The 22144-nt window shown below is 56.4% G+C and carries 26 protein-coding genes and 1 pseudogene; 15 read left to right on the forward strand and 12 right to left on the reverse strand.

The annotated features are described in order from the left end of the window. Nucleotides 1-186: 186 nt before the first annotated feature. Nucleotides 187-1155, reverse strand: coding sequence for an IS5 family transposase (locus BLU11_RS11080; protein WP_090276301.1), 969 nt, complete (start codon nucleotides 1153-1155; stop codon nucleotides 187-189). Between the two features lie 310 nt (nucleotides 1156-1465). On the opposite strand from BLU11_RS11080, the gene BLU11_RS11085 reads away from it, so the two are divergent. Next, nucleotides 1466-1855, forward strand: a complete 390-nt coding sequence (locus BLU11_RS11085; RefSeq protein WP_090276417.1) for a GNAT family N-acetyltransferase — start codon at nucleotides 1466-1468, stop codon at nucleotides 1853-1855. A gap of 236 nt (nucleotides 1856-2091) precedes the next feature. On the opposite strand, the gene BLU11_RS11095 is transcribed toward BLU11_RS11085, so the two are convergent. Beyond that, complete coding sequence (locus tag BLU11_RS11095; RefSeq protein ID WP_090273400.1) at nucleotides 2092-2328, reverse strand: addiction module protein; 237 nt, start codon at nucleotides 2326-2328, stop codon at nucleotides 2092-2094. A 222-nt stretch (nucleotides 2329-2550) separates the two neighbouring features. Here BLU11_RS11095 and BLU11_RS19285 point away from each other — a divergent pair, with 222 nt between their 5' ends. Continuing rightward, nucleotides 2551-2715, forward strand: a complete 165-nt coding sequence (locus BLU11_RS19285; protein WP_157718662.1) for a hypothetical protein — start codon at nucleotides 2551-2553, stop codon at nucleotides 2713-2715. A gap of 154 nt (nucleotides 2716-2869) precedes the next feature. Continuing rightward, nucleotides 2870-3160 (forward strand): GNAT family N-acetyltransferase, encoded by a 291-nt coding sequence (locus tag BLU11_RS19550; RefSeq protein WP_090273401.1) that lies wholly within the window; start codon nucleotides 2870-2872, stop codon nucleotides 3158-3160. A 2-nt stretch (nucleotides 3161-3162) separates the two neighbouring features. Here the strand turns inward: BLU11_RS19550 and BLU11_RS11105 are convergent, their stop codons facing one another. Beyond that, nucleotides 3163-3477 (reverse strand): hypothetical protein, encoded by a 315-nt coding sequence (locus BLU11_RS11105; RefSeq protein ID WP_197674189.1) that lies wholly within the window; start codon nucleotides 3475-3477, stop codon nucleotides 3163-3165. Beyond that, nucleotides 3477-3713, reverse strand: coding sequence for an addiction module protein (locus BLU11_RS11110; protein ID WP_090273402.1), 237 nt, complete (start codon nucleotides 3711-3713; stop codon nucleotides 3477-3479). The genes BLU11_RS11105 and BLU11_RS11110 overlap by 1 nt, the downstream gene beginning before the upstream one ends. 194 nt (nucleotides 3714-3907) lie before the next feature. On the opposite strand from BLU11_RS11110, the gene BLU11_RS11115 reads away from it, so the two are divergent. The 6 genes and pseudogenes from BLU11_RS11115 to BLU11_RS11140 form a co-directional block, all read left to right on the forward strand. Beyond that, on the forward strand, nucleotides 3908-4876 hold the full coding sequence (locus tag BLU11_RS11115; RefSeq protein WP_090276301.1) for an IS5 family transposase: 969 nt from the start codon (nucleotides 3908-3910) through the stop codon (nucleotides 4874-4876). Nucleotides 4877-5158: 282 nt separating this feature from the next. Then, a complete protein-coding gene (locus BLU11_RS11120) occupies nucleotides 5159-5920 on the forward strand; it encodes a GNAT family N-acetyltransferase (protein ID WP_090273403.1) in 762 nt (253 codons plus the stop codon). Nucleotides 5921-5969: 49 nt separating this feature from the next. Further along, a complete protein-coding gene (locus BLU11_RS11125; protein ID WP_157718663.1) occupies nucleotides 5970-6707 on the forward strand; it encodes a lysophospholipid acyltransferase family protein in 738 nt (245 codons plus the stop codon). A gap of 241 nt (nucleotides 6708-6948) precedes the next feature. Continuing rightward, entirely contained in the window at nucleotides 6949-7218 is a 270-nt protein-coding gene (locus tag BLU11_RS11130) for a BrnT family toxin (RefSeq protein WP_090273405.1), read from the forward strand. Continuing rightward, entirely contained in the window at nucleotides 7202-7474 is a 273-nt protein-coding gene (locus BLU11_RS11135) for a BrnA antitoxin family protein (RefSeq protein WP_090273406.1), read from the forward strand. The genes BLU11_RS11130 and BLU11_RS11135 overlap by 17 nt, the downstream gene beginning before the upstream one ends. A 67-nt stretch (nucleotides 7475-7541) precedes the next feature. Then, nucleotides 7542-7759, forward strand: a pseudogene (locus BLU11_RS11140) (IS66 family transposase); the annotation flags it as partial. Between the two features lie 7 nt (nucleotides 7760-7766). On the opposite strand, the gene BLU11_RS11145 reads toward BLU11_RS11140, so the two are convergent. Then, nucleotides 7767-8165, reverse strand: coding sequence for a type II toxin-antitoxin system HicB family antitoxin (locus BLU11_RS11145; protein ID WP_090273407.1), 399 nt, complete (start codon nucleotides 8163-8165; stop codon nucleotides 7767-7769). 25 nt (nucleotides 8166-8190) lie between these two features. After that, entirely contained in the window at nucleotides 8191-8373 is a 183-nt protein-coding gene (locus BLU11_RS11150; protein WP_090273408.1) for a type II toxin-antitoxin system HicA family toxin, read from the reverse strand. Nucleotides 8374-8593: 220 nt separating this feature from the next. On the opposite strand from BLU11_RS11150, the gene BLU11_RS11155 reads away from it, so the two are divergent. Continuing rightward, a complete protein-coding gene (locus BLU11_RS11155; protein ID WP_090273409.1) occupies nucleotides 8594-9295 on the forward strand; it encodes a transposase in 702 nt (233 codons plus the stop codon). Nucleotides 9296-9352: 57 nt separating this feature from the next. Here BLU11_RS11155 and BLU11_RS11160 read toward each other — a convergent pair whose 3' ends face one another. Together BLU11_RS11160 and BLU11_RS11165 are read right to left on the reverse strand one after the other, a co-directional pair. Further along, nucleotides 9353-9652 (reverse strand): type II toxin-antitoxin system RelE/ParE family toxin, encoded by a 300-nt coding sequence (locus BLU11_RS11160; protein ID WP_090273410.1) that lies wholly within the window; start codon nucleotides 9650-9652, stop codon nucleotides 9353-9355. Continuing rightward, nucleotides 9653-9922, reverse strand: coding sequence for a type II toxin-antitoxin system Phd/YefM family antitoxin (locus tag BLU11_RS11165; RefSeq protein ID WP_090273411.1), 270 nt, complete (start codon nucleotides 9920-9922; stop codon nucleotides 9653-9655). It lies immediately after the preceding gene. 232 nt (nucleotides 9923-10154) lie between these two features. Here BLU11_RS11165 and BLU11_RS11170 point away from each other — a divergent pair, with 232 nt between their 5' ends. From BLU11_RS11170 to BLU11_RS11180, 3 genes are read left to right on the forward strand one after another with little or no spacing between them, the layout of a single operon-like run. Then, the gene (locus BLU11_RS11170; RefSeq protein WP_090273412.1) at nucleotides 10155-14621 is read left to right on the forward strand and encodes a PAS domain-containing protein; all 4467 of its coding nucleotides are present in this window, start codon (nucleotides 10155-10157) and stop codon (nucleotides 14619-14621) included. Nucleotides 14622-14675: 54 nt separating this feature from the next. After that, nucleotides 14676-15068 (forward strand): response regulator, encoded by a 393-nt coding sequence (locus tag BLU11_RS11175; protein ID WP_090273413.1) that lies wholly within the window; start codon nucleotides 14676-14678, stop codon nucleotides 15066-15068. Beyond that, entirely contained in the window at nucleotides 15055-16710 is a 1656-nt protein-coding gene (locus tag BLU11_RS11180) for a diguanylate cyclase (RefSeq protein WP_090273414.1), read from the forward strand. The genes BLU11_RS11175 and BLU11_RS11180 overlap by 14 nt, the downstream gene beginning before the upstream one ends. Nucleotides 16711-16758: 48 nt before the next feature. On the opposite strand, the gene BLU11_RS11185 is transcribed toward BLU11_RS11180, so the two are convergent. The 4 genes from BLU11_RS11185 to BLU11_RS11200 all read right to left on the reverse strand — a co-directional run bounded on the left by BLU11_RS11185 (nucleotide 16759) and on the right by BLU11_RS11200 (nucleotide 20624). Next, nucleotides 16759-18282 carry a M48 family metalloprotease gene (locus BLU11_RS11185; RefSeq protein ID WP_090273415.1) on the reverse strand — a complete coding sequence of 508 codons (1524 nt, stop codon included), beginning with the start codon at nucleotides 18280-18282 and terminating at the stop codon, nucleotides 16759-16761. Continuing rightward, a complete protein-coding gene (locus BLU11_RS11190; RefSeq protein WP_157718664.1) occupies nucleotides 18279-18632 on the reverse strand; it encodes a hypothetical protein in 354 nt (117 codons plus the stop codon). Before BLU11_RS11190 ends, BLU11_RS11185 begins: the two co-directional genes overlap by 4 nt. Beyond that, nucleotides 18568-20004, reverse strand: coding sequence for a CHASE2 domain-containing protein (locus BLU11_RS11195; RefSeq protein WP_090273417.1), 1437 nt, complete (start codon nucleotides 20002-20004; stop codon nucleotides 18568-18570). The genes BLU11_RS11190 and BLU11_RS11195 overlap by 65 nt, the downstream gene beginning before the upstream one ends. 197 nt (nucleotides 20005-20201) lie before the next feature. Continuing rightward, nucleotides 20202-20624, reverse strand: coding sequence for an Mpo1 family 2-hydroxy fatty acid dioxygenase (locus BLU11_RS11200; protein WP_090273418.1), 423 nt, complete (start codon nucleotides 20622-20624; stop codon nucleotides 20202-20204). 97 nt (nucleotides 20625-20721) lie between these two features. Between BLU11_RS11200 and BLU11_RS11205 the strand changes: the two genes are divergently transcribed. Together BLU11_RS11205 and thiE are read left to right on the forward strand one after the other, a co-directional pair. Further along, on the forward strand, nucleotides 20722-21522 hold the full coding sequence (locus tag BLU11_RS11205) for a hydroxymethylpyrimidine/phosphomethylpyrimidine kinase (protein ID WP_090273419.1): 801 nt from the start codon (nucleotides 20722-20724) through the stop codon (nucleotides 21520-21522). Continuing rightward, nucleotides 21519-22142: a thiamine phosphate synthase gene (thiE, locus tag BLU11_RS11210; protein WP_090273420.1), complete on the forward strand. Its 624-nt coding sequence runs from the start codon at nucleotides 21519-21521 to the stop codon at nucleotides 22140-22142. The genes BLU11_RS11205 and thiE overlap by 4 nt, the downstream gene beginning before the upstream one ends. Nucleotides 22143-22144: the final 2 nt, after the last annotated feature.

The raw sequence follows: 22144 nt of genomic DNA on the forward strand, positions 1-22144 counted from the left end.
AGCAATAAGAGTGGCGATGTGCGCCCTAAGGAAGGTCTGAAATACCGGCCATATGGGCGGCGATTATGACCTCGGCTCACAAAAAAAACATTTCAGGAACGATTTCATCGCCCTCAGTCGCGTTTTCAGCTCGTTGCAGCCCCTTTTCGGCCATCCAGGCCGCTGTACCCAGTACTCCGGGCGGATTTATCCTGCACTTAACAGCTGTTTTCGGGCCATCCATAGGTTGGCCAGGGCGAACAAGGTATGCAACTGGGCCGTGTTCTTCGCCAGGCCCTTGTAGCGCACCTTGGTGAATCCGAACTGGCATTTGATCACTCGAAACGGATGCTCGACCTTGGCTCGTGTACTGGCTTTGGCCCGCTCGATTCGGCGCAAGCCTTTCTCGATCAGCTTGGTTTTGCTCAATGTCTTGAGCTTGCCTGGGCGCATCGCAATCGACCAGACCACCTGCTTGCGCCCTTTGTGTTCATCCCGTTTCTGAACGCCGGTATAGCCGGCGTCACCGCATACATGGGTTTCTTCGCCATGCAGAAGCTTGTCTACCTGAGTAACATCGCCCGCATTGGCCGCCGTCCCCACGAGACTGTGAACCAGCCCTGACTCAGCATCAACGCCAATGTGGGCCTTCATGCCAAAATAATACTGGTTACCCTTCTTGGTCTGATGCATCTCGGGATCGCGCTTACCTTCTTTGTTCTTGGTCGAACTGGGTGCATGAATGATGGTTGCATCGACCACGGTGCCGTGGCGCAGCATTAGCCCGTGCTCACCCAGGTAACGATTGACCACTTCGAACAACGCCGTGGACAGGCCGTAGCGTTCCAGCAGCCGACGGAATTTGAGAATAGTGGTTTCATCCGGAATGCGATCAAGTTGAAGGCCCGCGAAGAGTCGCAAGATGGTGGTTTCATACAGCGCTTCTTCCATCGCTGGATCGCTGTACCCAAACCAGTTCTGCATCAGATGAACTCGCAGCATCGCGTCGAGCGGGTAAGCAGGTCGACCACCTTCGCCCTTGGGATAGTGCGGCTCGATCAGCGCCAGCAATGGCTTCCAGGGAACCACTCGATCCATTTCCAGCAGAAAGCGCTCACGGCGGGTCTGCTTACGTTTACCAGCGTATTCGGCGTCTGCAAAGCTCATCTGTTTCATGCGGTGGTCTCGAAAATGGCGCTGACGCATTTTACCTTTTCAGGAAGTCTTTTTCAGACCTTCCCTAAAACCACTATCGCCGTCGGCCCTGACAATCGCTCCGTGAGGATTAGATTTGAAAGCAAAAAGGGGTCAGGTACATTTTCCGCCAAAAAACGACGGCAAGCTGAATGAACAGCGTTTCCCTAACACACTGGCCTGTATCAATCAGACACCGCTATCATCCAAACAGCATCAAATATTCATCCAGTTGCAACAGGCCGTGAGCAGCAAGGGCTTTGCTCACGGACGCTGCGCTGGAGGTAATTTGATGACACAAGTGGCGCAGATGCGACAGGCCGCACCGGCCATCCCGCCCTCACCGCTGATCGAACTCACCACATGCCCTGACGCTCTGGCGGGAGCCCAGGCCCTGCGCTACTGGGTGTTTGCCGAGGAATGCGGAGCCAGACTATCCACTCCCGTGGACGGGCTGGATATCGATGAGTTTGATACGCACTGCGAACATCTGCTGGTGCGTGACCGGCTCACCGGTAACGTTGTGGCCACCACCCGGCTGCTGGATAGCGAAGGCTCCAAGCGTACTGGCAGCTTCTACAGCGGAGTTTATTTCTTTCTGACCCTATCTATAGCGCTCCCGCCAATAGCCGGGCTTACGGGAGTGATGAGCCACCGCAATTACGATAACCTCACCCGGTAGTTCAATCGCGACTATATCGTATGGGAAGCGATCCAGAATTAGTCGTTTTACCCCGGTATCAACAGCCTCTTTGCACAGCGGCGATAAGGGGATGAAGTTTTCTTCGATAACGTCGATGGCGGCTTCAATAGTAGCGAAAAACTCGGCTCCAAGTCCGGGCTGTTCATATTCGTACCATGCCGCAGCCTCCATGGCTTCCTGGGAGGCTTCTTCCAGTATCCTTACTGTACGCACCATTACTGGCCTATTCTCGCTCGCATCCTTGTCCGGAACTCATCGCGACTGAGCAACGTGGCCTTTCCGCTTTTGACCTTAGCCACCCGGCGAATAATTTCACCGTTCCAGGCTTGCTCAACAGAGTCGTCGCCGGGGCCGTCCAGACTCATTATGAGTTCGCGAGCCAATGCTGCACGCTCCGACGCGGAGAGCGTGGAGATTTGGGAGCGCAGGTGGTCCAAAGTTTCGGTAGTCATGGCGACTCCACAGGTGGCGATGCAGTTATGCAGCAAAAAGGGGTCAGGTACATTTTCCGCCAAAAAACGACGGCAAGCTGAATTGATCAGCGTTTCCCTAACATACTGGCCTGTATCAATCAGACACCGCTATCATCCAAACAGCATCAAATATTCATCCAGTTGCAACAGGCCGTGAGCAGCATGGGCTTTGCTCACGGACGCTGCGCTGGAGGTAATTTGATGACACAAGTGGCGCAGATGCGACAGCCCGCACCGGCCATCCCGCCCTCACTGCTGATCGAACTCACCACATGCCCTGACGCTCTGGCGGAAGCCCAGGCCCTGCGCTACCGCAAAAAGGGGTCAGGTACATTTTCCGCCAAAGACGACGGCAAGCTGAATTGATCAGCGTTTCCCTAACATACTGGCCTGTATCAATCAGACACCGCTATCATCCAAACAGCATCAAATATTCATCCAGTTGCAACAGGCCGTGAGCAGCATGGGCTTTGCTCACGGACGCTGCGCTGGAGGTAATTTGATGCCACAAGTGGCATAGATGCGACAGGCCGCACCGGCCATCCCGCCCTCACTGCTGATCGAACTCACCACATGCCCTGACGCTCTGGCGGAAGCCCAGGCCCTGCGCTACCGGGTGTTTGCCGAGGAATGCGGAGCCAGACTATCCACTCCCGTGGCCGGGCTGGATATCGATGAGTTTGATACGCACTGCGAGCATCTGCTGGTGCGTGACCAGCTCACCGGTAACGTTGTGGCCACCACCCGGCTGCTGGATAGCGAAGGCTCCAAGTGTGCTGGCGGCTTCTACAGCGGAGTTTATTTCTTCTGACCCTATCTATAGCGCTCCCGCCAATAGCCGGGCTTACGGGAGTGATGAGCCACCGCAATTACGATAACCTCATCCGGTAGTTCAATCGCGACTATATCGTATGGGAAGCGATCCAGAATTAGTCGTTTTACCCCGGTATCAACAGCCTCTTTGCAGAGCGGCGATAAGGGGATGAAGTTTTCTTCGATAACGTCGATGGCGGCTTCACTAGTAGCGAAAAACTCGGCTCCAAGTCCGGGCTGTTCATATTCGTACCATGCCGCAGCCTCCATGGCTTCCTGCGAGGCTTCTTCCAGTATCCTTACTGTACGCACCATTACTGGCCTATTCTCGCTCGCATCCTTGTCCGGAACTCATCGCGACTGAGCAACTTGGCCTTTCCGCTTTTGACCTTAGCCACCCGGCGAATAATTTCACCGTTCCAGGCTTGCTCAACAGAGTCGTCGCCGGGGCCGTCCAGACTCATTATGAGTTCGCGAGCCAATGCTGCACGCTCCGACGCGGAGAGCGTGGAGATTTGGGAGCGCAGGTGGTCCAAAGTTTCGGTAGTCATGGCGACTCCACAGGTGGCGATGCAGTTATGCTATCCCGATTCAGACCCCCTAACAAGGCGACCAAAAAGGGGTCAGGTACATTTTCCGCCAAAAGACGACGGCAAGCTGAATTGATCAGCGTTTCCCTAAGGAAGGTCTGAAAAAGACTTCCTGAAAAGGTAAAATGCGTCAGCGCCATTTTCGAGACCACCGCATGAAACAGATGAGCTTTGCAGACGCCGAATACGCTGGTAAACGTAAGCAGACCCGCCGTGAGCGCTTTCTGCTGGAAATGGATCGAGTGGTTCCCTGGAAGCCATTGCTGGCGCTGATCGAGCCGCACTATCCCAAGGGCGAAGGTGGTCGACCTGCTTACCCGCTCGACGCGATGCTGCGAGTTCATCTGATGCAGAACTGGTTTGGGTACAGCGATCCAGCGATGGAAGAAGCGCTGTATGAAACCACCATCTTGCGACTCTTCGCGGGCCTTCAACTTGATCGCATTCCGGATGAAACCACTATTCTCAAATTCCGTCGGCTGCTGGAACGCTACGGCCTGTCCACGGCGTTGTTCGAAGTGGTCAATCGTTACCTGGGTGAGCACGGGCTAATGCTGCGCCACGGCACCGTGGTCGATGCAACCATCATTCATGCACCCAGTTCGACCAAGAACAAAGAAGGTAAGCGCGATCCCGAGATGCATCAGACCAAGAAGGGTAACCAGTATTATTTTGGCATGAAGGCCCACATTGGCGTTGATGCTGAGTCAGGGCTGGTTCACAGTCTCGTGGGGACGGCGGCCAATGCGGGCGATGTTACTCAGGTAGACAAGCTTCTGCATGGCGAAGAAACCCATGTATGCGGTGACGCCGGCTATACCGGCGTTCAGAAACGGGATGAACACAAAGGGCGCAAGCAGGTGGTCTGGTCGATTGCGATGCGCCCAGGCAAGCTCAAGACATTGAGCAAAACCAAGCTGATCGAGAAAGGCTTGCGCCGAATCGAGCGGGCCAAAGCCAGTACACGAGCCAAGGTCGAGCATCCGTTTCGAGTGATCAAATGCCAGTTCGGATTCACCAAGGTGCGCTACAAGGGCCTGGCGAAGAACACGGCCCAGTTGCATACCTTGTTCGCCCTGGCCAACCTATGGATGGCCCGAAAACAGCTGTTAAGTGCAGGATAAATCCGCCCGGAGTACTGGGTACAGCGGCCTGGATGGCCGAAAAGGGGCTGCAACGAGCTGAAAACGCGACTGAGGGCGATGAAATCGTTCCTGAAATGTTTTTTTTGTGAGCCGAGGTCATAATCGCCGCCCATATGGCCGGTATTTCAGACCTTCCCTAACATACTGACCTGTATCAATCAGACACCGCTATCATTCAAACAGCATCAAATATTCATCCAGTTGCAACAGGCCGTGAGCAGCATGGGCTTTGCTCACGGACGCTGCGCTGGAGGTAATTTGATGACACAAGTGGCACAGATGCGACAGGCCGCACCGGGCATCCCGCCCTCACTGCCGATCGAACTCACCACATGCCCTGACGCTCTGGCAGAAGCCCAGGCCCTGCGCTACCGGGTGTTTGCCGAGGAATGCGGAGCCAGACTATCCACTCCCGTGGCCGGGCTGGATATCGATGAGTTTGATACGCACTGCGAACATCTGCTGGTGCGTGACCGGCTCACCGGTAACGTTGTGGCCACCACCCGGCTGCTGGATAGCGAAGGCGCCAAGCGTGCTGGCGGCTTCTACAGCGAAGGGGAGTTCCATCTGGTCGGACTGGCGCAGTTACGCGGCCCGATTCTGGAAATCGGTCGCACCTGCGTGCATCCGGACTACCGCAACGGCGCTACTATCTCGACCCTCTGGTCGGGGCTGGCGCAATTGATGCGCGAACGCAATTACAGTTTTCTGATGGGCTGTGCCAGCATCGGCATGGGCGATGACGGTATCCAGGCGCAGGCTGTCATGCAGCGGCTGCGCCAGCGCTATCTCAACCGGGAATGGCTGAACGCGGTACCCCGCCGTCCGCTGGCGGACATGCCCTTACCGGATAACGTGATTGCCCAGATTCCTCCACTTCTGAAAGCCTATGTACGGCTGGGCGCCACCCTCTGCGGCGAACCCTGCTGGGATCCGGAATTCAACGTCGCGGATGTGCTCATTCTGCTTCACAGCCAGCAGCTGTGTCCCCGCTACGCCCGCCACTTCAAGGCCGTTAGCTGAGAGCCGTTATTTGAAACCTTTGCTGCGCCGCATATGGCGGCTCCCCTTGGTGACCAGCTGGGTACTGCTCGGCCTGCTGCTGGCAGGCCTGCTGCCGCTCTGGCCGCAAGCCAGGCGTCATGCCCTGTGCGAAGGCATGACCCTGTTCTGGATGCGCGGCCTGCTGCGTCTGTTACCACTGCGCATCCAGCGCCATGGCCAACCGATCGGCCACCCTGCTGTCTGGGTGGGCAATCACATTTCCTGGCTGGATATCATTCTGCTCGGCGCGGTGTCCCCGGTTCGCTTTATTGCCAAGGCGGAGGTGCGCCAATGGCCGCTGCTGGGCTGGCTGGCAGCAAGCGCCGGCACCCTGTTTGTGCGGCGTGGCCAGGCCAGTGGCGGTGACCTGTATCAGCAGATGACCGCTGCACTGCAACAGCAGCAAAGCCTGATGATCTTTGCTGAAGGCACCACCACGCCCGGAGCCGGGGTACGCACCTTCCATGGCCGCCTGTTGAGTTGCGCGGTGGAGCAACAAGTACCGGTACAGCCGGTAGCCCTGCGCTATTGCGAGCAGGGACAGCTATCCCGGACCGCCGCTTTTATCGATGACGACGAGTTCTCCAGCCATCTGTGGCAATTATTGGGCAGCCCGACCATAGATGTGGAGCTGCATTTTCTGCCCGCGATCGACAGCTGCAATATCGAGCGTAACCCACTGGCCAGGCGTACCCGCCAGGCGGTGGTTCAGGCTCTGGGGCTGGACGACAGCAAGCCCGGCCAATCTGCCGACGCCGCCGCCTGAGATTCGGCAAAACGGATCACCTGTGGCATGAATGCCAAGGAGTCAGGTACATTTTACCGGTATTCGGCATGGACCCCGGCTCTTCAGATACTGAGAACGCCCGCACATTCCTGCACCAGTCCACTTGATCCCATCACCAATACCGCCAATGCTGTCCTTCCACCTTTCTCATGCTATCCGAAGCAGCCCTCGGGTGAGCTTCCGGTATAGCCGCCAAACTTTTTTGTAGATACAATTAACCGTGAACATTGAGTTCGATCCAGCCAAGAATCAACGCAACATTATAGAGCGTGGGCTCCCTTTCGAGGAGGTAGCAGATTTCGAGTTCGAGAGCGCTTTGTTCTGGATAGATGATCGCAAGGACTATGGCGAGCAGCGCATCCGAGCCTTGGGCTATATCGGCAAGCGGCTCCACGCCTTGGTGTTTGCTGAGACGATGACCGGCATCCGGATCATTAGTTTTCGCAAAGCTAACAGACGCGAGATAAAACATTATGAATCGCAAACCTGACCCCGAGCGGCTCGATGCTGACAATCCCGAGTGGACTGCGGACGAAGTAGCCAACGCCAAGAGCTTCTCCGACCTGAACACGAGCCTACGCAAGAAACTGGCTAGCCGCACCCGCGGCCCACAGAAAGCGCCAACCAAGACTCAGGTATCTGTACGCCTGAGTACCGAAGTGCTTGACTACTTCAAAGCCAGCGGTAACGGCTGGCAGACGCGTTTGGATGAGGCATTAAAGGAGTATGTAAGGGAGCATCAGTGAAAAGGGGTCTGAAAAGGGGTCAGGTACATTTGACCGTAAGGAGTTTGACGCAACGGTACGAGCATGAGCCCTGGATTACAGCCTGAAACGCTGAGTAGCGCTGACGCGCTACCTGGATGACGGTGCTGTGCCCCTCGACAACACTGGGTTGAAAACCAGGTCCGGCCTTGGGCCCTCGGCAGCAGCAACTGGTTGTTCGCCGGTTCGCTACGCAGTGGTCAACGGGCCGCTGCGGTGATGTCCTTGATCCAATCGGCCAAGCTGAATGGCCATGATCCCAAAGCAAGTTGAACTACTGCAGTGCCCGCAGCGACGCATCTGCGAGAAAGCCTGAGCGGCTTCTGTGCTCCGGATGATTCTTCACATATTCATCAATCCGGGCCAACAGGTGCTCCGGCAAGGTTGCATTGAAGCGCACCGCTTTGCCCAGGTAAGGCGTTACATCAAAGTCCACCAGAGCCCAGACGCCATCAGCATACTCCGGGTCCACCACATGTATGTCCACGTCGTTCGCCTGCGGTAAGGGACTCCCATCCGCCACCAGCCCCTCGAAATGCAATGCCAGCGCTTCACGCACATTATCCAGCGCTTCGGCCATGGTCTCGCCTGCAGAAAAGCAGCCGGGCACATCAGGCACGGTCACGCCGTACTCGCTGTCAGCCTCTTTGTGTAGCACTACAGGATATTTCACTGTAAACCCTCCTGCATCGCCAGCATCACTTGATACCAGCCTGCTTCAAAATACTATTGACCGTACCCTTTGGCAGGTCTGCCTTTGGGTGGGGAACGGTCACCCTCCCCGGTCGTTCTGGGTGCTTGAATTGATGGTGGCTGCCCTTCACGGCTACCTCATACCATCCATGTTCAATCAGCAGACCAATCACTTGTCTACTGCGCATCAGCGTCTCCTTGCTTGCCTGAGCCCACTATACACACCATACACACAAACAGGAAACGGAAAAGGGGAAAAAGGGGTCAGGTACATTTACGTTTATGCACTTACGATTGCGTTTTATCGTACCTTTTTGCACAAGATCACAGTTTAGCCGTCTACCGGTGTCAATTGACCGAGCCATGGTTCAATGTGAGCTGCTCAATCCATCCATGGAGGGTTATGCGATGCCGCGTCAACCGCGACTGGAAGTCGTTGGGCTGCCACATCATATCGTGCAGCGGGGTGTCGACCGACAAGCCGTTTTCTTCGATCACCGGTGCTATCTGGAATATCTGCATCTGCTTGACGTGTATGCGAGCCACTTGGAGATGAGCGTGCATAGCTGGTGCCTGATGACCAACCATGTGCACCTGCTGCTGACCCCAACCATTCCCGGTACTCTCAGCCGGCTTATGCAGAACCTCAACCGGATGTATGTCCAGCGGATCAACACCCGCTTCGAGCGAACTGGACATTTGTGGGCTGGGCGATTCAAGGCAAGTGTGGTCGATAGCGACAGCTATCTGCTCAGTTGCATGCGTTATATCGAACTTAACCCGGTACGGGCTCGGATGGTTGAACACCCCCGGAGCTATCCATGGAGCTCCTGGCATGCCAATGTCGGTGAGCGGCAATCCAGACTGGTAAACCCACACGCCGAATACACCGCCCTTGGCACAACGCCGACGGAACGTCAGGACAATTATCGAGCCTGGATCCTAAAGGATGAATCGGAATGCATAACCGCTGAGCTGCGCAATGCCACTCAGCAGAACGCAGCCTTTGGGTCACCACACTTCGCCCAGCAAATCGAACAGATGCTCGGACGGGACGTGACGGTCAAAGCACGTGGACGGCCCCGGAAGGGTGAAAAGGGGTCAGGGTGAAAAAAAGCAGAAAAGAAGGAGAAAAGGGGTCAGGTACATTTTCCGTGCGTAGCCAGGTCATGTTCCTCTTGCTGGTAACTCAAGTTGCCTCTCACTCCGCCAGACTCGAACGAGCACAACTTCATCGGCTTGCCTCAAGTAGACAACGCGAAAAGGCGCGTGAATGAGTTCGCGAATGTAACCCAGACTGAATTCCGGAACCATTCTGCCCGCGTCAGGGTGACACTGCAGCATTTCCGATTGCTTCAAAATAGCGGTCACGTACTCGTCACCGATACCCGGCACATTCTGTTCTTTGTAGTACTCTTGAATAGCTTGCAAGTCTTCAAGGGCAGACTGTGCAATGCGCAACTCCATTTACTTGATGCCCAACTGCTGCTTGGCTTGCTCCAAGGAAACAGTGTTACCTTCACGAGCATCCATAAGCCCCTGCGCCACCGCCTTTACAAACCGCAACTCCTCTGCAGTTCTCTCATAATCCTCGAGCCCCTGAACAACAGCTATTCCGCGGCCACGACTGGTAATCAGGATTGGACGATGGGTATCCTGGGCTCGACCAACCACCTTTCCGGGATTGATCTTCAAGTCTGAGAGAGGAATGACGTCTTCTGAGAATTTCACTTGCATGGTGGTAGCTACTTGGCTGGGAATCGAGACCCACAATTAGCACCAGTTGACTGGTGCTGTCAAGCAGGTGAAAAAGGCTCCGGTTAGATTTACCACCCCCCTTTTTCGCCACTTGATACCAAATGAATCGGCTATGCTGGTATAGAAAGCTAAGCAAGGGGCCGCTTTAGCTTCTGGCCAGAATCTGTCATTGGCTTGCTCCTTTCCGCGCCGCGCATTACGGAAACCACCAATGTTGCCAAAGCTGTTATCTTCTGACGAACGCTTGCTGCGGATAATCGGTGCCGCCCTGCTAGGTCTTCTATTCGCCTTTTTTGCCTGGTCCGGTCAAGCGAAACGGGACCAGGCGTGGGAAGCGCAGTTCGCAACTCATGCGCAGATGCAGCGTCTGGCTGTCCAGCAATCCCAGCATGCCATTCGCAGGCAAGCGCTTATGGCTGCACAGAGCGTGGCGGCAGATCCAGATACGCAAGAGCTGATCCGGCAAATAGAGCGGGCCGTCGAGCGTGACGGCATCCACAGTCCTGCACTGCTGAGTCTACGTAGCCAGCTCCAGCAGAGCCTGGGTCAAGTCTGGAGAGTACTGAAAGAATCCGGAGCCGACCAGTTACATATTCACTTGAGCCCCGACGTAATCAGCCTGTTGCGAATGCATCAGTCAGATGCATGGGGAGACGAACTTGCCGCCTGGCGCCCGATGGCAGACCGGGTGCAGCGCACCGGCATTCCTTTCAGCGGTCTTTCTGCGGGTCGGTATGGTGTAGGCATCCGCGCCATCGTACCCGTGTTTGCCGTCGACAATGATGACCGTGTGGTAGCCAGCGTGGAGGTCGGTTTCGGCATCGGCTCTGCGCTGTATCAGCTGGATAATGAGTTGCAGGCGAGCCTCGCCGTGCTGATCAATACATCAGCGGTACAAGACCTTCTCATCGACCAATCCAACGCAGGCCAGCTTAGAATAGGAGGAGATAGCTGGTCCATCGAGCGCTACTCGCAGCCGAGTATTGTCCAATGGCTACAGGAGAATGAACTCCCGCATGATCTGGTAACCGGCCAGGCGCATAGGGTGCAGATAGATGACCGGCAATTTCTATTGACGCCAATACCACTGCAGCACTTCAGTAATACGGATAATGACGCCCCGCCCCATGCACTGATGCTGACCTGGCGCGACATCACTCCGCTCTGGAACAACTACGCAAACAGCAAGCGGCTGGCACCCGTTTACTGGGGGCTGAGCTATCTGGCCTCACTGGCCCTGATGGGGGCCTTGATGCTGGGCACACGGCATATGGTCCGGAGTCAGGAGCGAGCTCGGCAGCGAGCCCTGCTGGAGGAAGCCAAGCTGCGCGAGGCCAACCGCAAACTATCCGATATTATCGTCGCAAGCCAGTCCGCCTATATCACCGAAGACAACCGGAACCAGAGTTTCGACCGCCTGCTTGAGCAGATACTGGAGCTGAGCGACAGCCAGTTTGGCTTTATAGGCCAGGTGCTGCGCGATGAACATGCTGAGCCCTACCTGAAGGTTCACGCCATCAGCGACATCTCCTGGGATATGGAAAGTGCCGCCATTCTCCGCATACATGGCCCCCAAGGCATGATATTTCGCCGCCTCGACACCCTGTTTGGACAAGTGCTGCTGACTGGCGATGCCTACCTGTCGAATGATGCGGCGGCGGACCCGAATAACAACCGGCTCCCACCGGGCCACCCGCCACTGCAGACGTTCGCCGGCCTGCCGATCTATTTCGGTGAGGAGATGATAGGCATGCTCGCCTTGGCAAATCGCAGCAATGGATACGACGACCGCCTCGTCGAATTCCTCGCGCCTCTGCTGAGTAGCCTGGGTCAGTTGATACATGCGCTGGTCAAGGACAGGCAAGAACACATCACAGCACGGCGCCTGGAACATCAACGCCAGGCGCTGCGCGCCATGAATGAGATTGCCGGTGTACCCGAGCTGGATGTCACCAGCCAGCTCAAGCAGGTATTGGAGCTTGGCTGTCGCTACCTGGGTATGGACATGGGCATCGTCAGTCGCATTACAGGCGATGATTACCTGGTCGTAGCCCAGCACAGCAAAGACGCTCAGGTCACCGAAGGCGAGCATTTCCCGCTGGGCAGAACCTATTGCGCGCTGACGCTGCAACAGCAGGATGTGCTATCCATCCAGGACCTGGAACAGTCACCCTATAGCGGCCATCTGTGCGATAAAGCCTTTGATCTGAGAAGCTATATTTCGGTGAGCCTGATGGTTGGCGATGAGCGCTACGGCACGCTGAGTTTCTCCTCATCCGACCCACGGCTACAACCCTTCGAAGAACCCGATATGGAGTTCGTTCGGTTACTCGGCCCTTGGGTAAGCGAAGCGCTGAGACGAGACATCATGCAGCAGGAACGCGAGCAATTACTGGCGCGCTTCGAAAAACTGACTACGCATTTGCCGGGGGTAATTTATCAATATCAGCTGAATCAAGACAGGCCTGGCTGGTTTCCATACTGCAGTAAGGGACTGGAAGAAATCTTTGGCACTACTCCAGAGCAAGCGCAGAAAGATGCCGAAAACGTGCTCTCGCGAATTCATGCAGAGGACCGTCAGGGCGTTACGGACAGCATCCGCATTTCGGCTGATAACCTTGATGAGTGGCAAAGCGAATTCCGAGTAGAACATCCCCTGTTTGGCGAGCGTTGGGTAGCCGGAGTGGCCAGCCCTGAAGCGCTTGAGGATGGCACTCTTGTCTGGCACGGTTTTGCTGCCGACATTACCCAGCGCAAACAGATGGAAATGACCCTGGAGTTGGAACGTGCACGACTGGCCAGCATCATTCGAGGCGCCATTCTCGGCACCTGGGAATGGAACGTGCAGACCGGGGAAACCTTTTATAACGAGCTCTGGTATGACATCAACGGATACACCCCGGAAGAATTGCAACCAACCGAGGTCGGAACCTGGCGGGGTCTCATCCATCCGGAAGATCGAGCCGAAGCGGATCGTGTGTTCCAGGCGCATTTCGATCAGGACCTCGATTATATCGACTTCCGATACCGGATACGCCACCGGGACAGGCACTGGGTCTGGGTACATGATCGTGGTCAGTTGATCCGCCGCGATACCAAAGGGCTGCCGCTCTGGGTCAGTGGTATCTGTACCGACATCACCGAAGACATTCAACGTGACACGGAGATCCGTCAGGCCCGAGCCTTCCTCCGAGCCGTTATCGACGCCTCGACAGAAGTCGCGGTGATCGCCACTGATCTGGACGGCATCATCACACTCTTCAACACAGGTGCATCCAATCTGCTGGGCTATAGAGCCGATGAGATGATCGGCAAGCACACCCCCACATGCTTTCATCTGGACAGTGAACTTGGACGGCGTGCACAGATACTCAGCACCGAACATGGACACCCGATTGATCACCGCGAAGCACTGTTGGCCAATGCTCGCCGTGGGCAGCCGGAAACCCTGCCCTGGATCTATATTCACAAGGACCGAAGTCAGCGTCTGGTGAATCTGACAGTAACAGGCATTCGTGATCAGAACGACGAGTTAACCGGATTTCTCGGCGTCGCCACAGACATGACCGAGCTCATTCAGGCAACCCGCGAGCTGCAGCGCAGCGAAACCCATTTTCGCAACATGGTGAGTACTCTGCCGGGGGCGGTGTACCGCTGCGCCGTGGATGAGAGCCGGACAATCACTTATTTAAGCAGTGAAATCGAAGCGATCACCGGGTATCCAGCTGAGGATTTCATCAACAATAGAATCCGCAGCTACCTGAGCATCCTGCACCCGGATGACGTTCCCTCTGGTCTGAGCAGAACCCGCGCTCTGGCCCAACACGAGAGCTTCGAGCTGACCTACCGCATCATCCACGCCGAGGGCCACGAGATCTGGATCCGCGATAAGGGCCGGGGAGAATACGACGCCGAGGGCCGACTGTTATGGATCAGCGGTTTCATCTGGGACGTGACCGAGCGCTACCGTATCGAACAAATGAAAACCGAATTTGTTTCCACCGTCAGCCATGAACTGCGTACGCCCCTTACCGCCATCAGTGGTGCCCTGAGGCTGCTGGAAGGCGGTGCGCTGGGCGAATTACCTAACTCCATGCGCAAAATGCTGGGTATCGCTCTGAATAACAGCCGCACCCTGACCAGCCTGGTAAACGATCTTCTGGATCTGGACAAGCTGGCGGCGAACAGAATGCACTTCGATATACAGCGTCTGTTAATAAAACCCCTGTTGAGCGAAGCGCTGGATGCCAATCGTGCCTATGCTGACCAGTTCAACGTCACCCTGCGCTGCGGTCATGTTGACCCGGTTCTGGTCAACGTGGATCCTCGGCGGCTCGGCCAGGTGCTCGCCAATTATCTGTCAAACGCCGCCAAGTTCTCCCATGAGGGTGGCACTGTGACGTTAGATGCTCGCTACGCCGCCGGCCGCGTACGCATCAGTGTTACCGACGAGGGCGAGGGGATACCGCCCGAAGCACATGATCGGTTGTTCGAACGCTTCTCTCAGATGGACAGTTCCACTACCCGGCGGCGCGGCGGAACCGGACTGGGGCTGGCAGTGACCAAGGATCTGGTAGAGCATATGGGAGGGCAGGTCGGCTTCGAGTCCGCGCCGGACAAAGGCTCAACCTTCTGGTGTGAACTGGACGCCGAACCCGTCGACGATGTGGAAGCATGACAGACCACAGAAGATGCCTGAAAACCCGCGAATCAGCGGCCGGAGCCGATTCATATGAAACAGCTTGAACGTATTCTGCACATTGAAGATGATGCGTCGATTCGCGAGATCGCCCGGGTGGCTCTGGAAGTCGTCGGTGGGCTCACCATCAAAACCTGTGCGTCCGGGTCTGCCGGACTAGCCGCTGTTGAACAGTTCCGGCCGGACCTGATATTGCTGGATGTGATGATGCCGGGGATGGATGGACCGGACACCCTGCGCCAGCTCGAGCAGATGCGGGTACTGGAAACCTGTCCCTTGGTATTCATGACGGCCAAGATACAGCCCGACGAACTAGAGGAATACAAACGCATGGGCGCCACCGCTGTCATAGTAAAGCCCTTTGATCCCATGAGTTTGTCGGATCAACTGAGAGAGGTTTGGGAGGCTTGGCATGGACAAGGCTGAACAGCTTCATCAGCGGCTGGCGATACTGGCCAAGGGGTTCCGAGCGCGCCTGGACAACGAACTTCCAGCACTGGATAAGCAGATGCGTGAGCTGCCGGAGTCCTGGCCAGCCGCTGCGGATTCGCTGCAACGCACCCGTGATCAGTTGCATAAACTGGCCGGTGCCGCCGGGACCTTCGGCTACCCGGCGCTCGGCTCGAAGGCCCACGAGCTGGAGTATCAGGTTCGCGATCTGATTGAGCAGCAGCAATGCGACAACGCTGCACGCCAGGCGCTCATAGAAGGCGTCATTGAACTCGCCCAGCTGAGACACAGCGCAACAACGGAATCGCCGACAGCCCCAGCAGAACCCGCCAGCGAATATGTAGACAGGCCGCGCGTTATATATGTATTCGAGCAAGACGACCAGTTCGCCAAACGCCTGCGTCATACGCTGGAAAGTTTCGGCTACCAAGTGATACTGCACTCCACCCTCGATGAGCTGCAACAGGTTTTGACCACCGACAAAGCAGACGCGTTAATTTTTGATCTCAGTGGCGGGGCCCAGAGCACCGAGCTGCTGGAGAATCTGCAGCGTCTTCAGGATCAACGACACAAGCCGTTGCCGCTGATTCTGATCAGCGACCGTGAAGATTTCACCTTTCAGCTGAGCGCAGTACGCGCCGGCGCCCAAGGGCTGTTTCCCACACCGGTCGACCTGACAGCACTGGAAAACCAGCTTGAACGTTGTTTCAACAACCTGCATAGCGAGCCGTTTCGGATCCTGCTGGTCGATGATGACGAAACCCTGGCGCAACGTTATCAAGCGGTACTGAACAGTGCCGCCATGCGTGTAGAGATTGTCAGTGATCCGCGCATATTGCTTGAGCGGATGGACGCCTTCCTGCCCGACGTTATTCTCATGGATATCAATATGCCGAATTACTCCGGACCCGAGTTGGCGCAGATGATCCGCCTCAACGACAGCTGGCTGCGCGTGCCGGTGGTGTATCTTTCCGCCGAGACGGATGCGACCCGACAGAAGGATGCGTTGTTCAAAGCCGGGGATGATTTCATTACCAAGCCCATTTCCGACAATGCCTTGATCAACGCGGTGTATTCCCGTGCCCAACGCGCGCGGTTGCTCAGCCAGGCGCTCGCCCGTGACAGCCTGACTGGCCTGCTCAAGCATGCCGACATCAAGGAGCAGATCGAAATTGAGTTGGAGCGTGCCTGCCGGACGCGCCGCCCGGTAAGCATCGCCATGATCGACATTGATCATTTCAAGTCGGTAAACGATCAATATGGCCACGCCGTGGGTGACAATGTGATTCGTGCACTGGCCAATCTACTGCGCCAGCGTCTGCGCAAGATCGACCGACTGGGTCGTTATGGCGGCGAAGAGTTTGTCGCAGTGTTGCCCGATTGCCACGCCGAGGACGCTAAACGCATCCTCGATGAAATCCGCGTGGCGTTCAACGAGTTGCAGTTCAGCGCCAGCAATGGCCTGTTCCATTGCAGCTTCAGCGCCGGCGTGAGCGCTTGCCAGGCGCCCTTATGGGAAACCAGCGGACAGCTCGCAAGCGCCGACGCCAGACTCTACCTGGCGAAATCCCAGGGCCGCAACTGCATAGTATCGACGGCTGATACGACCCAGGTTTGAGGGTTGCGCCCTGATTCCACAGCCATGCCAGCGCCACACTCCGATTATTTACCTGGGAGCGAGAGATTTCATCAGGCTGCCGTAGGAAATATCGGTATTTTTCGTTCCACTTTGGCTACCGCAGGATATGCCGTCTCCGATGTACTTTGCAGTGCACTCTGCTACCAGTGCCAGGGCGTCAACATTCAAACTGGCAGATTCCGCCATGGTAATGACGTACTGGTAGTAGGTTGGCGGGCGACCATATTGATCAAAAGTAGACATCAGCTTTTTTGCAGTAGCCGGGTCTTTATCACCCGTAAGCTGGGCTTGCTCGACATGCATCAGGAACGATGGATAAGCCCCGTTCATACCCAGCGCGAGATTCTGCTGCATACTCGCTTTCTGCTGCTGCGCTGCGCGCAACTCATAGAAGGATTGGCGCAGAAAGTTCTGGTTATTGGTGTGAGGATTGACCGCGGTTCTGATACGCTTTTCAGCGCTGGAGAGATCGCCCTCAGCTACAGCATTCCGAGCCTCGACCACCCGAGTCAATCCCTGCCAGATGCGTTCTGCTTTCTGACTTTTGGCAATAGCTCGCCAGCTCCTGACTTCCTGTGTAGGCGCGGGTGCGTCTGGGTAATGCACGTCTACGTAAGCCAACAGATCATCGTAGCGTTTTTCGGCTGAATCATGGTTCTGGTTTAGCCGGTTGACCACCGAGCCAATACCGATGGCTGACCTATCCAGCAAGCTGCCTATCTTGTCCCCGAAAGGTAGCTCCGCCAGCCCGGGGTCATTAACCATCAGCATCTGATCTATCAACGCGTTACGCTGGCTTTGCTCTGTCTTGTTGCGCTCTTCCCATGCTGCCATCTTATCCAGCAGAGTGAACATGGCGTCGCCGTTGTAGCCAGCGACGATAAGAATATCCATGCCGAGCTTGTCTGCTTCGAGTTCCTGGCGGCGCGTCCAACCGGGATTGATAAAACCGTCCGACACCATGAGGGTGGTGAATACGTTTTCTATCAGCTTTTCATCGGAGCCGCGCATGACTCCACTGTCGCCACTTTTGTAGTTTGCCAGGAGCCCCGCTGCCATTACCGCTTTTTTCTGGACCTGAACGAAGAGGTCCGAACTATTATGGTTGCGGATGGTATGGGCTAGTTCATGGGCCAGCAGCGCGGCCAACTCGTCGGTGCTGTCGATATCACGCAACACTACGTAGGGTATATATATATTGCCGTCAGGGCTGGCGCGGGCGCCAAGCGCGGTATCTGCGAACAGATAAGCCTGACCTGGTAGACCGGTAATTCCGGAGGCCTGCTTGAGACGATCCAGTTGTTTATTGATATAGCGCTCGGCTTCGGGGTGGCTCACCAATCCCAGCCCCAGGCTCTGGTTGCGATAACGATCTTCATCATGCCCAACCGCGAGCAGGCCGGGAGAATAGGTTTTGTCGACTTGGGCCAGTATCGGCTGATCTGCGGCCAACTGCCCCGGGATCAGATTTCTAACTGACTGCGTTGCGCCACCAACGCACCCCACCAACAGGGTAGTGGCCACGCAAACTGCGGATAGCTTGAGCTTCATTCGCACTCTCCGTTACCCAGACCGCGCGAGGCAGCTGCTTTAGTGGCGGCTACGGTGTTGTTACAGACGCTGCTGAGTTCGTAAACACGATTGGTGCGTACTGTGCGTTTTTTTACCGTATACGCTTGATCACCGATCTTCACAACATAGAAGCCACCGGCCAGGGAATCGGCAATCTCCAGAGGTAATTGAATAGATGCTGCGTCCCTGCGTTCCACGGGCTGCTTGCCCTGTGCGTCAAACAACTGCACCTGTTGCTGCCGAAACTCCGTGACGGCGATCGGATCAGCGCTCGCGTACGGCACCACTAACACGGTCAGTAGGGACATTCTGAGGATCGTCTTGCGCATCCTGCTCTCCTTTATATAGCTTGCAAAAACAACTATGAATGAGCGTCGGCCACCGACACAGGCGCTCAATCAGATTTAGCCGCTCTATAACGACACCAATACCGATAATTTCCAGAAAACCAGCCCAGGTTGCGACTGGCAGATCCAATACAAAAAATTGAATTACGCAGGCAACTATTACGATGATGAGAACAGATGTTTTTATCGCACCTGCAAACCACCGCTCCGCTGGATGATGTTCCCGGGAATTGTCAGCCAATGGAGTACCGGCTGAGGCAACCTCACCGGGGGCGTTCAGTTTCCAGTAACAGACAAGGGCCGAAATCGACAGGAGCACGAAGGCTTGAAAGATGAGCAGCGTGTGAGACCCAAGAATGGGCAGCGTTCGGCTGGGCACACTTGCTTTGAAGTTGCTGCCCCAGGTCAGCAGATTATCTATCGCCATGGCGTGGTAATAGACACCTGGCAGTATCGATCGAGTGGGCGTGAACACCATGTCCTGAATACCAGAAAGGCTGGCTCCGTAGATGATCACACGGTCCTTCAGGTGCTCATCCAGCTCGCGCAGAGCCTCATCTTCTGTTTCGGCCACCGGGTTCAGCAAGTCACGGACGAATACAGTGGTAGCGTAAGGGATCGGTGTCTCGACACCTTCGAAGCCCTGCAACAGGCCACCCAGAATGCTGCCTTGCGCTTCATCCTCGGACTGCATCCAGGCTTGATTAAGCGGGTTGTCGGCGGTGCCCCAGAAGATATCCAGCGCACCCCGATGAGCAGCGCTTATTCCGAATTGGTCCTCGGCAATGGCAAACGCTGCTGAGCGCATTCCGCGAAATTCCTGCGGATATGAGCGTGCGATGAAATCTGTTGGATCCATCACCACAGAGGCGGATACGGGAGTAACCAGCCCCACCAGTTCCGGCCATCGGGCTTCAAGCCACCCCTCATCGGGAACGGACAGATAGACCGGGACCTGTGTCTCTCGGTAACTCTCCAGGACGTTGACGAGGTAATCCCCGCCTGGCTTGTTCTGGTTCATCCAGTAAAAATCGATGAATACCGCGCGCGGCTGATGAACGAGAAGATCATCCAGAATCGATGCATGGAAGGAGTACGGGGCTGGCCACTGCCCTTGCAGCACGGCATCAACCACTTCATCGGTCAGCAAAAGAACGGCGACGTCTTGCTGCCGATCAGTGGGATAAATCCAACTACCGGCGCGACTGTTGAACAAATCCTGAGTGTATTTGTCGAGACGCTCGCTGATTCCCAACGGGGAGAACGCGAGAAAAAACCACATCACGGCGGCAAGGAGAACGGTATAGAACAGATATTTGAAGAGGCCGGAAGTGCCAGCCGAATCCTTTCGCAAACCGTCTTTCCTTGAATGTGCGCTGAGTAAGGCAGGTAGTGTCAGGGCAAAGTATAGCCTTTCAGAATCAAAAGGCCATCAAACATTCAATTTTCATCCCTTTCAGCGTCGAGCCATTAAACCGTTATCCTGAAAGCTTACCCTGCGCGTTCCTCCGGAAATACCCGCCAATATCGCCCCAGCCGCCGCAAAACCGTTCAATAACGCCAACCCAACCGATGGAACACAAACCCCATCAACCACACCGGCCCGATCAGCAGGAACTGCACATCCTGAAAGAACGAGGGCTTTTTGCCTTCGACATAATGGCCGATGAACTGTCCTATCCAGGCCAGTACGAAGATGGCAACGCAGGGCCAGAATACCTGCGGCATGATGCTCAGAATCCATAGCATGATCAGGCTTTGCAACAACATGACCGACGCCAGCCGCCAGGACAGCATCAGATAGAACCCCAGCGCCAGCCCGACCACCACAAAGGCGACCACCGGGTGAATGGCCCAGAACACACCCAGCACGCTGAAGGTGATCAGGGGTACACAGATCCAGTGCAGCAACTTGTTTACTGGATTGCGGTGACTTTCACCGTACTCATCAAACCATTGATCAACTGGTTTCATCTCGGTCTTCTCCATTGCTCTTGTTGTTATGTCCATAACAGGCTTCGGCAACGCCGATGCCATACCGATACCCGCTCGCTGATGGTAAGCTTAGCGCATGAATACGCCTACTCCTTTTCGCCCCGTTGTACTCTGTCTGTCCGGCCATGACCCCAGTGGTGGGGCCGGCCTGCAGGCTGATATCGAAGCACTGATCGCCCAGGGCTGCCATGCTGCACCGGCCGTCACTGCGCTGACTGTGCAGAACACCGTTGATGTTCTCGACTTCCGTGTGCTCGACCGCGAGTGGGTATTGGCCCAGGCCAATGCTGTACTCAACGACATGCCGGTGTCAGCGGTCAAGCTCGGCATGCTGGGTAATCTCGACATGGTCGATACCGTGGTCGAGATCATGCAGGCCCATCCGCATCTACCGCTGGTCTGCGATCCGGTATTGCGCGCCGGTGGCGGTGGCTCACTCGGCAAGGATGAGGTGGGTTACGCCATGCGCGAGAAGCTGCTGCCGATCGCCCGCATCGTCACGCCGAACCTGCCCGAAGCACGCATTCTCGCCGAGTTGCCCAACGGCAGCGCTGACGAATGCGCCGACAAGCTGCTTGAACGCTGCCAGAACCTGCTGATCACCGGCGGCCATGGTGACGAGCAGGACATCCACAACCGTCTCTATTGCCGTGACGGCAGCCAGCATACCTTCACCTGTGCACGCCTGCCGGGCAGTTATCACGGGTCCGGTTGCACCCTGGCCAGCACTCTGGCCGGACGGCTGGCCCTCGGCGAGGAACTGGTCAGCGCCGTCAAGACTGCTCTGGATTACACCTGGCGCACCCTGCGTGACGCCGAGCAACCCGGCCACGGCCAGTATGTACCGCGCCGCCTGCCGCTGGATTTCTGCCAGTGAGTCTGCGCGGCCTGTATGCCATTACCGACAGCGCATTGTTAGCCGATGGCAAGCTGCTGCCCTATGTCGAGGCCGCTCTGGCGGGCGGTGCGCGCCTGGTGCAGTACCGTGACAAGAGCGCCGACCCCGAGCGCCGCCTGGAAGAAGCCGGCCAGCTGAGAACCCTGTGCGAGCAGTATGCCGCCCAGCTGCTGATCAATGACGATCTGGAATTGGCCAGCCGCTTGAACGTTGGCGTACATCTGGGTCGCGATGACGGCAGCCTGCGTGAGGCGCGTCAGCAACTCGGCCCGCATGCACTGGTTGGCGCTACCTGCCACGCCAGCCTGGACTATGCCGAACAGGCGGTTGTCGCCGGGGCCAGCTATATTGCCTTTGGTCGTTTCTTCCAGTCCGCCACCAAGCCCGGCGCACCAACAGCGAGCACCAGCCTGCTCCAGGAGGCCCGCTCGCGCTTTGCTGTACCCGTGGTTGCCATCGGCGGTATCACGCTGGATAACGCACAACCACTCTATGATGCAGGCGCCGACCTGCTTGCCGTCGTGCACGGACTGTTTGGCGTCGAATCCGCCACCGCCGTCCGCCGCCGCGCACTTGATTTCACCGCTTTGACACCTTGAGA

The sequence above is a fragment of the Halopseudomonas litoralis genome (assembly GCF_900105005.1).
Lineage (GTDB): Bacteria > Pseudomonadota > Gammaproteobacteria > Pseudomonadales > Pseudomonadaceae > Halopseudomonas > Halopseudomonas litoralis.

Bases quoted from the DNA above. Each gene is read 5' to 3' on its own strand.
- BLU11_RS11080 (WP_090276301.1), bottom strand. From the start codon at position 1,155: ATGAAACAGATGAGCTTTGCAGACGCCGAATACGCTGGTAAACGTAAG.
- BLU11_RS11085 (WP_090276417.1), top strand. From the start codon at position 1,466: ATGACACAAGTGGCGCAGATGCGACAGGCCGCACCGGCCATCCCGCCC.
- BLU11_RS11095 (WP_090273400.1), bottom strand. From the start codon at position 2,328: ATGACTACCGAAACTTTGGACCACCTGCGCTCCCAAATCTCCACGCTC.
- BLU11_RS19285 (WP_157718662.1), top strand. From the start codon at position 2,551: ATGACACAAGTGGCGCAGATGCGACAGCCCGCACCGGCCATCCCGCCC.
- BLU11_RS19550 (WP_090273401.1), top strand. From the start codon at position 2,870: ATGCGACAGGCCGCACCGGCCATCCCGCCCTCACTGCTGATCGAACTC.
- BLU11_RS11105 (WP_197674189.1), bottom strand. From the start codon at position 3,477: ATGGTGCGTACAGTAAGGATACTGGAAGAAGCCTCGCAGGAAGCCATG.
- BLU11_RS11110 (WP_090273402.1), bottom strand. From the start codon at position 3,713: ATGACTACCGAAACTTTGGACCACCTGCGCTCCCAAATCTCCACGCTC.
- BLU11_RS11115 (WP_090276301.1), top strand. From the start codon at position 3,908: ATGAAACAGATGAGCTTTGCAGACGCCGAATACGCTGGTAAACGTAAG.
- BLU11_RS11120 (WP_090273403.1), top strand. From the start codon at position 5,159: ATGACACAAGTGGCACAGATGCGACAGGCCGCACCGGGCATCCCGCCC.
- BLU11_RS11135 (WP_090273406.1), top strand. From the start codon at position 7,202: ATGAATCGCAAACCTGACCCCGAGCGGCTCGATGCTGACAATCCCGAG.
- BLU11_RS11150 (WP_090273408.1), bottom strand. From the start codon at position 8,373: ATGCGCAGTAGACAAGTGATTGGTCTGCTGATTGAACATGGATGGTAT.
- BLU11_RS11155 (WP_090273409.1), top strand. From the start codon at position 8,594: ATGCCGCGTCAACCGCGACTGGAAGTCGTTGGGCTGCCACATCATATC.
- BLU11_RS11160 (WP_090273410.1), bottom strand. From the start codon at position 9,652: ATGGAGTTGCGCATTGCACAGTCTGCCCTTGAAGACTTGCAAGCTATT.
- BLU11_RS11165 (WP_090273411.1), bottom strand. From the start codon at position 9,922: ATGCAAGTGAAATTCTCAGAAGACGTCATTCCTCTCTCAGACTTGAAG.
- BLU11_RS11170 (WP_090273412.1), top strand. From the start codon at position 10,155: ATGTTGCCAAAGCTGTTATCTTCTGACGAACGCTTGCTGCGGATAATC.
- BLU11_RS11175 (WP_090273413.1), top strand. From the start codon at position 14,676: ATGAAACAGCTTGAACGTATTCTGCACATTGAAGATGATGCGTCGATT.
- BLU11_RS11180 (WP_090273414.1), top strand. From the start codon at position 15,055: ATGGACAAGGCTGAACAGCTTCATCAGCGGCTGGCGATACTGGCCAAG.
- BLU11_RS11185 (WP_090273415.1), bottom strand. From the start codon at position 18,282: ATGAAGCTCAAGCTATCCGCAGTTTGCGTGGCCACTACCCTGTTGGTG.
- BLU11_RS11190 (WP_157718664.1), bottom strand. From the start codon at position 18,632: ATGCGCAAGACGATCCTCAGAATGTCCCTACTGACCGTGTTAGTGGTG.
- BLU11_RS11200 (WP_090273418.1), bottom strand. From the start codon at position 20,624: ATGAAACCAGTTGATCAATGGTTTGATGAGTACGGTGAAAGTCACCGC.
- BLU11_RS11205 (WP_090273419.1), top strand. From the start codon at position 20,722: ATGAATACGCCTACTCCTTTTCGCCCCGTTGTACTCTGTCTGTCCGGC.